General features: G+C 73.4%; 4 protein-coding genes and 1 pseudogene. All 5 read right to left on the bottom strand.

Annotated features, from left to right (window positions below; genetic code table 11):
• Positions 1-91: 91 nt before the first annotated feature.
• On the bottom strand, positions 92-3,709 hold the full coding sequence (locus ACZ6Y1_RS18695) for a LamG domain-containing protein (RefSeq protein WP_469630336.1): 3,618 nt from the start codon (positions 3,707-3,709) through the stop codon (positions 92-94).
• Entirely contained in the window at positions 3,706-5,280 is a 1,575-nt protein-coding gene (locus ACZ6Y1_RS18690; protein WP_469630333.1) for a VCBS repeat-containing protein, read from the bottom strand. Before ACZ6Y1_RS18690 ends, ACZ6Y1_RS18695 begins: the two co-directional genes overlap by 4 nt.
• A gap of 346 nt (positions 5,281-5,626) precedes the next feature.
• Complete coding sequence (locus ACZ6Y1_RS18685) at positions 5,627-9,712, bottom strand: Rne/Rng family ribonuclease (RefSeq protein WP_469630330.1); 4,086 nt, start codon at positions 9,710-9,712, stop codon at positions 5,627-5,629.
• Between the two features lie 232 nt (positions 9,713-9,944).
• Entirely contained in the window at positions 9,945-10,724 is a 780-nt protein-coding gene (locus ACZ6Y1_RS18680) for a TIGR03936 family radical SAM-associated protein (RefSeq protein WP_469630327.1), read from the bottom strand.
• 110 nt (positions 10,725-10,834) lie between these two features.
• Positions 10,835-11,560 (bottom strand): annotated as a pseudogene (locus ACZ6Y1_RS18675) (hypothetical protein); the annotation flags it as partial.

The following is an 11,560-nucleotide window of genomic DNA, read 5'->3' as shown; positions in this document are numbered from 1 at the left end:
GTGCACTCCACAGAAAAGGGTCAGGAAGGTACTGCGGGAGGGGACAGGTGTGCCCCGCCCTGCGCGGGCGGGGCACACCTGTCCGGGGGGTCTAGCTGTCCGCCAGTTCGATGGCGGAGGCGAGCTGGACGACGCCCATCGGGTCGACGGCTCCGTTGTATGCGCGGACCTCGTCGATGGCTCCGGCGAAGTACTCGGCGTTGCCGCGCGCCGAACGGCCGACCTGCAGACCGCCGGTGGCCGCCCAGGTGGTGTTGTCCACGCCCTGGGCGGAAGCCGCCTGCTGGCCGTTGACGTACAGCCGGATCTGGCCCGCGAAGGCGTCGTAGACCACGGCCAGGTGCTGGCCGTTGGGGTTGGTGTCCGGCAGCGCCTGGTCGTCGGAGAACGTCTTCACAGCGGCTCCGGCGGTGTCCGAGCCGGCCACGGCCAGTTCCCAGCGCTTGGTGGCGGCCTGGTAGCGGACCTGGACCCGGTTGGCATTGGCGCCGGGCAGTGAGAACACCGTCTGCGAGCTGGTCGCGTCGAGCGAGCGCAGCTGGACCCGCGCCGTGAGGGTGAAGCTCGCCGCTCCGGTGACCGGGGCGGTCGCCGAGTAGGCGTAGTCCCCGTTGCCGTCCAGAGCCAGGTGGCCCGCCCCGACCAGGGGGGACGCGGGCTGCGGGTCGGCCAGCGGGTCGGAGAGGTCCGGGGCGTAGACCGTGGCGTCGCCCGCCAGCGTCAGGCCCTGACCGCCGCCGGTCTCGGGGGAGACCCCGGACGTGTGCGAGTTGAGCTGCCAGTAGCCCTTGCGCTCCGGCTTCACCGTCTTGATGTCGGTGATCTGGGCGGGCAGCAGCGGCCGGCTGAAGACCCGGACCTCCGCGAGGTCGCCGGTGAAGGCGTCCTCGTAGCCCGTCTTGTCGATGTGGCGGCCGATCTGCAGCGCGCCGTAGGACTTCCACGTCGAGCGGCGGACCGTCTCGCCCTTCAGGTCCTTGTCGACGTACAGCTGGACCTTGCCCGCGGCGCCGTCGTAGATGCCGGTGAGCAGCACCCACTGGTCCTTGACCGGGGTGACCCCGGTGGACAGGGCCTTCCACTCTCCGAGGGACTCGACGTCGCCGGCCGGCACGGAGAACTTCCAGGCCTTGGCCGTGGCGTCGTAGCCGAGGACGAAGCCCGGCTCACCGGTGCCGTCCTGGCTGACCATCGTCATGTTCCGGCTCAGGTCCGTGGGCCTGACCCATGCGCTGACGCTGAAGCCCTTGAGGGTGTCCAGCACCGTGCTGCCCGCGTCGACCCAGCTGTCCGCGGTGCCGTCGAAGTGGGCCGCGCGGTCGATGGTCCCGCCCGGTCCGGGCACGCCGAAGGTGACGCCCGGGCCGAAGCCGGCCGGGTACTTGCCCTGCTCCTCCTCGGCCGCGTCCCCGCCCACGTCGTCGGCGAGGTTCCACTGGGCGGCCGCGGCCGCGCCCGCAGCCACGTAGAAGGAATGACGGGCGAGGGCGCTGGGGTGCGCCGCCTTGTCGACCGCGACCACGTCGACCCAGTGCGGACCGGGGCGGGTGGGCGTCCACGTCACCGAGGCGGGGCCGCCGCCCACGGTGTTGGTGACTTCCTTGTTGGGCTCACCGTCGAAGGAGTAGCGGTACCTGACCACGTCCGTGTCGGGCACGGAGTCGTTCGGGTTGGGCGAGAAGGTGAACGTGCCGGCTGCGCCGACGCCGTCGTGGTAGTCGTTGCCGGCCGGGTACTGCGTGGTGAACACGTTCGGCTTGCCCGGGAAGGACTTGTCGTACGTGAACTCGCACTTGCCGCTCCACGGCCCCCATCCGTCACCGTCGTGAGCGGCGACGCTCCAGGAGATCGGCGTGTTCTCGGGGATCGTGGACCGGACGGTGTGCTCGAACGGGGTCGAGGTGGTCGGCGCCTTGTAGAGCGTGTCCTCCTCGTAGGACTTGGCGGCGCCCGCCGCGTCCTTCCACTCCACCTTGAAACGGACCTTGACCTGATCGCCCGCGTCGGAGTCGTTCGCGATGACCCGCAGCACCGGGGGCACGTCGGTGTAGGGGCGGCCCGTGCCGGTGACGCACGCGCCGCCGGGGTTGGACGACATGGAGCCGGTGCCGATGGCGCCCGGCAGCGTGTTGTAGCTGATGCTCAGGTACGCGTTGCCGCAGACCCGCTTCCAGCCACCGAAGGAGCCCTCGTCCTGGGCCCGGAGGTTGAGGAGGATCGAGGGCCAGCGCTCGGTCGCCGCGGTGCGCACGGCGTTGGTCAGGCCGCCGGTGGCACCGGACTTGAAGTGCATGTTGGCCTGGGACGTACAGCTGGTGGGCTGGATCTTCTGGTCGAGGGTCTCTAGCGTCGTCAGCGTCGCGGTCTGGGTGTTGTTCCAGTTGCTGCCGCTGTCGATGTGGGCGGTGCTGCCGCCGATCCGCTGGAGCTGGACGGGTTCGGCCCGGGCGTCGGCCCAGTACACGTGCTGGACGCGCGCGCTGAAGGTGGCGCCGAGGATCTGCTTGCCGCCGTAGAAGGACAGCGGGATCTGGAAGGCGACACGGCGCACGCCGACACCGGCGCACGAGGCGGCGCTGTAGTCCGTCGGGCACTTGCCGACGCCCGCGCTGCCGGAGTACTGCCACTCGCCCACCGTGGGCTTGCCGGACATGACGCCGAGCCAGCCGGAACGGTCGGCGGTCTTCTGGATCGGGTCGATGACCACGGGGAAGACCGTCGCGCCGTCACGCAGCAGCTTCTGGTCGGGGACCAGGGTCAGCTTGTCCTTGGACACTTCCAGGCCGAGCGGGGCGGCCTTGCCGCCGCCGCCCGGACCTTCGAGGGCCGGAGCGAGCGCAGCCGAGGCTTGCGGGCCGGTGGGGGCGTCGGCGCGGGCCGCGGACAGCGACTGCGCGACGGCCTTGGCGCCCTTGGCGCGGGCCGCGGTCTCCTGGGAGGAGGCCGAGTCCCACATGGACGGGGCGCCGGACTGGAAGACAGTGCCGCCGACGGTGCTGTCCTCGGCGCTGACCGCGCCGTTCGCGTCCTTCTTGTACGTCAGGCCCTTGGCCTTGAGGCCCAGGTCCAGGCGCGCCAGGCGCGGATCTGCGGCGGCCTGCGGCGTCTTGACGACGAGGAGGTGGCCGAAGCCGTTGGCCTCGGCTCGCACCTTGAGGTCGACGCCCGGCAGGGCGTCGGGGTAGGTGGCGGTGTCGCCGTCGAGCACGGGCGCGGGGAGCTTGCCGTAGGGCCAGGTCAGCGCCATCTCGTGGGTGTTGCGGCGCATCGTGACGAACGGCTTGCCCGCCGCGCCGTCGGAGAAGGTCAGGGCGACGGTGGTCGCCTTCGGTACGACGCTGCCGTCCGCGCGCTTGACCAGCGTCTTGTCGATGGCGGTCCACTTGCCGTTCTGGACGGCGTGCACCGGTTCGGTGTACTCGCGGGCCGTGTACGAGCCGTCCGGCGCGGCGAAGATCTCCCGCTGTTCGGTGCGCAGGCCGAGGACCTCGATCTGCTTGCCGCTCTTGCGGGCGGCGACCCGCGCCTCGGCCTCCGTCTGTACCGGGCTGCCGACGGCGACGGGCTGCGGGCCGGAGGCCGGCTTGTCCGCGCCGGCCCACAGGTCCAGTCCGAGGGTGGTGGCGACGAGGGCTCCGGCGGTGACGGCCGCGAGCGAGGCGCGGCGCAGCACGGTGCGGCGCAGCCCCGTGGGCTGGGTCTGCATCATCGGACCACCGTTCCGAAGGTGTTGGCGTCGGCGGGCAGACCGCCCTCGCCGGGCTTGAAGGTCTCGATGGGTGCCCCGCCCGAGCCGCCGATGGTCCACGGGAACAGGTACACCCCGCGGCCTTCGGCCGGGCCGTACGGCATGCCGATGTAGACGCCCGCCGAACCGCCGCCGATGCTCATTCCGCCGTACAGGCGCGGAGCCGTGGGGGTCGGGATCTCGGAGCCCGGCTCCAGGAGCTTGTCCGAGTCGCCGGGCGGTCCGACCATGCCGAACATGTGGACGAAGCCGCGGTCGACGACGCCGGCGAGCGAGTCCTCACCCGGAACGCCGACGGCGAGGCGCACGTTGGCCCCGGTGCTCGTGCTGTTGGTGTCGGTGTTGAAGGCGGCGACGCGCTGCCCGAAGTAGTCGCCCGCCTCGGCCTCGCCGCCGACGTTGGTCACGTTCTGGTCGATCCAGCTGATCTCGGTGAACGCCCCCGCCGCGTCGAGCTTGAACACCTGGACGGCGCCCGCGTCGACGGTGGTCGACAGGTCCTCGCCCGGGATGCCGACGGCGAGGAGCGATTCGGTGATGCCGGTGGCTCCGGCGGCGCGGTAGGGCACCGCGGCCAGCGACGTGGCGAACCCGTCGCCGCTCTCGCAGGCACCGGTCACACCGGCGCTGTCCTGGTTGATCACGCTCAGCGGCTTGGGCGAGCCCGACGTGAGGGCGTGGCTGAAGACCGTCACCGACCCGGATCCGGCGAGGGTGCCCTGCGCCTCTCCCGGGGCGCCGACCGCGAGGTGGGTGGCCGTGGCCGTGAGGGACGAGCCGAAGCGGTCGTACTCCTCCACGGCGTCGGGCACCGCTCCCGCGGTGGCCGAGTCCTGGGTGACGAAGGCGGCCGTCACCGTGGTCGTGCCGGAGATGTAGTGGAATGCGCCCGCGTCGACGGTGGTGCCGACGTCCTCGCCGGGCACACCCACGGCGAGGAACGGAACACCCGCGGCGGACTTGCCGGCGGCGATGGAGTAGCCCATCCAGTCGTAGGACTCGGGGCCGACACCGGTCACCGGGCCGGAGCCCTGGACGTACTCGACGGTCGCCCTGCCGGCGCCCAGGCCGGTGGGCGAGCCGTATACGACGACGGCCCGGCCGGCGTCGACCTGGGCTCCGATGTCCTCGTGGGGCGTGCCGATCGCGAGGTCGCTGCAGCCGTCGAGGTCGGCGTCGTAGACCGCCATGGCTTCGCCGAAGAGGTCACCCGCCTCGGAGGGGCCGGCCTTCGCGGCCTCCTGGGTCAGTTCGAGGACGCCCTTGCCGCCGCCGTACACGATGTGCACCACACCGGCCTTGGACACTCCGCCGGCGGTCGCGTCGGGGTCCGCGATCGCGGTGTCCCGGATGCCGTCGCCGTTGAAGTCCGACTCGGCCCCGGCGCACCCGGTGGCCGCCACGGCCGTGTTCGCGAGGGGTGTCGGTCCTGCTGTCAGGGCCAGGGTGAGGGCCGTGGCCGTCAGGGCCCAGGCTCCTCTGGCGGCACGCCGCCTGGCCGCGCCGTGCGGCGCGGTTGTCGTTCTGCTCACGTGGTCGTTCCGTTTTCGTCGATTCCGAAGCCTCTGAGCGGCAGTCGAGAATCAGGCAGGAACGAACAACGGAACGTGAAAGATGTGCAACACAGAGCGACGGCCGTGCGCCGGGTCAGAGCGCAGCCGTCAGCCCATCCCCCCGCTCGCCATGGATCCCCACCCGTGACAAGCCGCCAGACAGAAAGCGTTGGGACACAGTGGCTTGATCACGCCTGATAAGACAAGAGCCGATGTCCGACATCGGGTGATGTCGCTTCTTAACGGAGTGGTAACTTCCAAAAAAACGGCCCCGCCCGGCACCTCTCGGTGCCGGGCGGGGCCGTTTTGGAGCGGAAACCGCAGGTCAGCCTTCGGTCGGAGCGGAGACGGACGGCGGCGTCTGCTGTTCCGCCGCCGCGGTCTTCTTCGTCGCCCGCTTCGCCACGGTCTTCTTGGTCGTGGCGGCCTTCTTGGCCACGGTCTTCTTGGCCGCCGTCGCCTTCTTGGCGGTGGTGGCCTTCTTCGCCGCGGTCGCCTTCTTGGCCGGAGCCTTCCTGGCGGCCTTCTTCGCCGGGGCGGCCTCCTCGGCCGGGGCCTCCGGCTCCGGCTGCGCCTCGGTCACCGGGGCCTCGACGACCACCACAGCGGCCTCGGCCGCGCCTGCCGGAGATCCGGCGGGTGCGGTGGCCTTACGGGTGGCACGGCGGCGCGGACGGGCCGGCGCGGCCTCGGCCACGGGAGCCTCGGCCACGGGCTCGGCGACGACCGGCTCCGGCTCGACGGCGGCCGGCTCCGGCTCGACGGCGGCCGGCTCCGGCTCGACGGCGGCCGGCTCCGGCTCGGCGACGGCCTCGACGGCCGGCTCCGGCTCGGGCTCGGGCTCCGGGGCCACCTCGGCCGCCGGGGCCGGGGCACCCGCCGGGGCGGTGGCCTTACGGGTCGCACGACGGCGGGTCCGGCCCTTGGGGGCCTCGTCCACCACCGGCTCCGCGACGACCTCGGCCTCGACCTCGGCCTGCGCGACGACCTCGGCGGCCGGCTCCAGGACGGTGTCGGCCGGCTCGGTCACCGGCTCGGCCTCGGCCACCGGGGCCTCCTCGGCAACGGGAGCCGGGGCGGCAACGGCCGCACCCCGCGGGGCGCCCGCCGAGGCGGTCGCCTTACGGGTGGCACGGCGCCGGTTGCGACGGCCGCTCAGGCCCGCAGCCGCCTCGGCCTCGGCCGGGCTGCTGTACAGCTCCTCGCCCGCGACGAACTCCGGCTCGGGCAGCGCCACCGGCGCCGCGACCTCGGCGGCCACCTCGGCCTCGGTCTCGGTCTCGAAGCCCTCCGCCTCGACGGCCTCGTGCTCGTGCTCGTGGTGGTCGGACTCCGCCCGGCCGCCGCGGCGCTTGGCGCGCTTGCCGCCGTTGCCACCGCCGCCGACCGAGGTCGGGCTCTCCATGTGCACGATGACACCGCGGCCGTTGCAGTGGACGCAGGTCTCGGAGAAGGACTCCAGCAGCCCCTGGCCCACCCGCTTGCGGGTCATCTGGACCAGGCCCAGCGAGGTCACCTCGGCGACCTGGTGCTTCGTGCGGTCACGGCCCAGGCACTCCAGCATGCGCCGCAGGACCAGGTCGCGGTTGGACTCCAGGACCATGTCGATGAAGTCGATGACGACGATGCCGCCGAGGTCACGCAGCCGCAGCTGGCGCACGATCTCCTCGGCCGCCTCCAGGTTGTTCCTGGTGACGGTCTCCTCGAGGTTGCCGCCCTGACCGGTGAACTTGCCGGTGTTGACGTCGATGACGATCATCGCCTCGGTCTTGTCGATCACAAGCGAGCCGCCCGAGGGCAGCCACACCTTGCGGTCGAGCGCCTTGGCGAGCTGCTCGTCGATCCGGTACGTCGCGAAGACGTCGACCTCGGAGGTCCAGCGCTGGAGCCGGTCGGCCAGGTCCGGGGCCACGTGCGAGACGTAACCGTGGATGGTCTCCCAGGCACCGTCACCACTGACGATGACCTTCGAGAAGTCCTCGTTGAAGATGTCGCGCACGACGCGGACGGTCATGTCCGGCTCGCCGTACAGCAGGCTCGGCGAAGAGGTCGTGATCTGCTTCGACTTCTTCTGGATGTCCTCCCACTGGGCCTGCAGACGCTCGACGTCGCGGCGCAGCTCGTCCTCGCTCGCACCCTCGGCGGCGGTGCGCACGATGACGCCCGCGTCCTCGGGGACGATCTTCTTGAGGATGGTCTTCAGACGCGCGCGTTCGGTGTCGGGCAGCTTGCGGCTGATGCCGGTCATCGAGCCCTCGGGCACGTAGACCAGGTAGCGGCCGGGCAGCGAGACCTGCGAGGTCAGGCGGGCGCCCTTGTGACCGATCGGGTCCTTGGTGACCTGGACCAGCACGGACTGGCCGGACTTCAGGGCGGACTCGATGCGGCGCGGCCCGTTGGCCATGCCGAGCGCCTCGAAGTTGACCTCACCGGCGTACAGGACAGCGTTGCGGCCCTTGCCGATGTCGATGAAGGCGGCCTCCATGGACGGCAGCACGTTCTGGACCTTGCCCAGGTAGACGTTGCCGACGTAGGAGGTGGCCTCCTCCTTGTTGACGTAGTGCTCGACGAGCACGTTGTCCTCGAGGACGCCGATCTGGGTGCGCTCACCGGACTGGCGGACGACCATCACGCGCTCGACGGCCTCACGGCGGGCCAGGAACTCGGCCTCCGTGATGATCGGCACACGGCGGCGGCCCTGCTCACGCCCCTCGCGGCGGCGCTGCTTCTTCGCCTCCAGGCGGGTCGAGCCCTTGATGGACTGGACCTCGTCGGACGGCTCGGCCTCCTTGCGGGCCGGGCGCGGCTCGCGGACCTTGACGACCGTACGCACGCCCTCCTCGTCGCCCGCCTCGGCGGTGACGTCGCCCGGCTCACCGCTGCGGCGGCGACGGCGGCGACGGCGACGGCTGGAGCTGGAACCGAGGGCGGACTCGTCGGCCTCGTCGAAGTCGGCGGCCTCCTCCTCGGTCTCGGCCTCCTGCTCGGCGGCCTCGGCCTCGGCCTCCTCCTCGGCGGCCTCGTCGAGCTCCGCGGCCTCACCACGACGGCGACGACGGCCACCGCGACGGCGGCGGCGCGACGGGCGCTCGCCCGACTCGTCGCCCTCTTCGAAGTCGGCGGACTCCTCCTCCAGCTCCGCCTCCGGCTCCTCCTCGGCGAGCACGTCGGCGACGGAGACCGGCGCGGCCTCGGCGACGGGCGCGGCCTCGGCGGTGCCACGGCCGCGGCGGCGACGACGGCCGGCCGGCTGCGGGGCGGCGGGGGCCTCGGCGACGGCCTCGGCTTCGAGCTCCTCCTCCTCGACCTCCTCGGCCGGGGCGGCGGCACGCGCGGCGGCCGCGGCCATGGCGGCGGTCTCCGGCGTCTGGAACATCGGCTCGGCGAAGACCGGGGCCTGGAAAGTGGGCACGGCGGGACGCGCGGCGCGGCGGGCCGGCGCGGCCGGCTCGGCGGGCTGCGCGGGCTGGACGGCGGGCTGCGCGGGGGCGGCCGCGGTGGTGGACCGGGTGGCGCGACGGCGGCCGCCGCGCTTCGGGGAGTCCAGCGCGTCGGCCACGGTGAAGGTCCGGGCGGCGGCCCTGGGGGCCTCCTCCGCGACGGGCGCGGCTTCGGCGGCGGGCTCGGCCTCTGCGGCGGAAGCCGCCGGGGCGGCCACGGCGCGGGTGGCACGGCGGCGGGCACGCGGCGCGGGAGCGGCGGGCTCCTCGACGGCAGGAGCGGCGGCCGGCTCCGCCTCGGCGGCGGGCTCCACGGCCTCCACGGCCTCCGCGGCCTCGACGGCCTCCGCGGCCTCGGCCGCCGGGGCGGCCACGGCGCGGGTCGCACGGCGGCGGGCACGCGGCGCGGGAGCGGCGGGCTCCTCGACGGCAGGAGCGGCGACCGGCTCCGCCTCGGCGGCGGGCTCCACGGCCTCCACGGCCTCCACGGCCTCGGCCGCCGGGGCGGCCACGGCGCGGGTCGCACGGCGGCGGGAGCGCGGGGCGGGAGCGGCCGGGGCCTCTTCCTCGACCACGGGCGCGGCCTCGGCGGCCGGAGCGGCCTCGGCGGCGGGAGCGGCCGGGGCCTCGGGCGCGGCGGCGGCCCGGGTGGCACGGCGGCGGGTGCGCGGTGCGGGAGCGGCGGGCTCCTCGGCCACGGGGGCGGCGGCCGGAGCCTCCACCACGATCGGCGCGGCCTCGGTGGCCGTGGCGGCCACGGCGCGGGTCGCGCGGCGGCGGGGACGGGCGGGTGCGGCGTCCGCAGTGGCCTCGGGCGCGGGGGCGGCCGGGGCGGCCTCGGTCACCGGGGTCGTCTCGGCGACGGTCCCACCGGGGGGACCGGCGGGCCGGGAAGCGGCGCGGCGACGCCTGCGCGGGGGCAGGTTGTCGCTGGGGCTGTTGTTGGTGGTGTCGTTCTCGTTGTTGAGCATTGCGGGCGGTTCTCCCGTCACGCTCCCGGGCGCCGCGGCTGACATCCGGTCCAGCACGGCTCCGCGGTGTACGCGGAGCCGGCCTCCGGGGCGCGTTCGCCACACGGGAGCTCAGTTCATGGCCGCCGGTTCCGCACGTGTTCTCCGTACGGCCTGGCGGAAGTCTTCAGGTGAGTGCGCGGCCCGACCCAGGTGGCTCCCGAGTGCCAGGGCTGCGCTACGACGACGATCCCTACGCGGCGGGACCTTCCGGCGCCTTCGCGTCGGCGGCTACGGCGGCCGTGGGTGGGGCGGCCGTGACAGCCTCGCGGTCGGGCGCGAGCGGGTCGGTCACCGTGCCGGACTCCTCGTCGAAGAGCCCCTGCGCCAGCCTGGTCACCGCAGAGGGGACCGGCGGCGCCAGGTCGGCCACAGCTCGGAGACCGGACAGGACGTCGTCGGGTCGCACGGCAGGTGTCAAATGCCGAACAACCAGCCGCAGTATCGCACAGGCATTGTCGCGCGGCCTATCACCAGCGGCGGGAACCATCTCAAGACTCACCACGGCACCACGGGTGTCGAACGTCCGCATGCCGTTCTTGGTGCGGCGCTGCACCTCCACCGTGTCGGCGGCGAGGAAGGCCTCCACGGCCCGCTCGGCGTCGGCGGGCTCCACGCCGTCCAGGCGCAGCTCCCACACGGAGGCGGTCAGACGGTCGGCGAGGCCGGAGGTACGGGCCTCGACGGCGTCGATGATGTCGAGGCCGACCGGCATCGACTCGTCGAGCAGCTCACGGAGCTTCTCGGGGTCGCGGGGCTCGGCGAGGCCGATCTCGAGGTACTCGGCCTCGCTGCCGGTGCCGGTGGGCGCGGCGTTCGCGTACGAGACGCGCGGGTGCGGGGTGAAGCCGGCCGAGTACGCCATCGGCACCTCGGCGCGGCGCAGGGCCCGCTCGAACGCTCGCTGGAAGTCACGGTGGCTGGTGAACCGGAGGCGGCCGCGCTTGGTGTAGCGCAGTCGGATGCGCTGCACCACCGGTGCGGGGGGCGGGCCTTCGGGCTGTCGCTTGCCCAGTGGTTCTTCTCCTTGTGCGGGGCTCCGCGGCTCGCGCGTCGCCCTGAGGTCTGTCGACCCGCTGCGGCTCACCCCTGGCGTTCGCTCAGGGAGATCTCGGCAGCGGGTGCCGCGTCGGCGGCTGTCGTACTACCCAGAGTACGCGCCCGTGACCTCGCCGGTTCCCGGGGAGGAGCACCGAAGAGCACCTGCCGTACGGCGGCCCGCGCCTCGCGGACCGCTTCCCGCCCCGTCCGCCACACCTCGCGCGCGGCGTGGCCGACGGGGGTGAGCACGTGCCGGTACGCCCAGGAAGCGGGCCATCCGACGAGCGCCCAGCCGACCCACTTGAGCCCGCGCCACAGGGCACCGGCGATCACCCCGGCCACGTGCCAGGCCCACGCGAGGACCTGCCCCAGCGGGGTGAGCACGTACCGGTACAGGATTCCGGCCACCCACGCGACCCCCAGCCCGAGGGGCCGCAGGCCGTACCGGAACCCCGCCACCAGCAGCCACACGAGCCCGTGCCCGGCGGGGGTGAGCACGTACCGGTAACCCGCCTCGGCCAGCCACAGGAAACCGTGGCCGACGGGCGTCAGCACGTACCGGTAGCAGGCCGCCACCACCCAGAGGAAACCGCGCCCGACCGGCGTCAGCATGTACCGGTACACCGCCCCGGCCAGCCATCCGGTGCCCTGGCCGACGGGCACGAGCACGTACCGCCACAGACCGACCCACGGCCACACGAACAGCACCATGCCCAGGGCCCAGCCGAACCACATGCCCCCCTTGGCGAGCGGTGCGAGCAGGGACGT

The sequence above is a fragment of the Streptomyces sp. NPDC053432 genome (assembly GCF_055585365.1).
The sequence above is the reverse complement of the archived record's forward strand: the minus strand, read 5'-3'. Positions and strand labels throughout refer to the sequence as shown.

Coding starts and splice junctions, on each gene's coding strand:
- ACZ6Y1_RS18695 (WP_469630336.1), bottom strand. CDS start 3,709: ATGATGCAGACCCAGCCCACGGGGCTGCGCCGCACCGTGCTGCGCCGC.
- ACZ6Y1_RS18685 (WP_469630330.1), bottom strand. CDS start 9,712: ATGCTCAACAACGAGAACGACACCACCAACAACAGCCCCAGCGACAAC.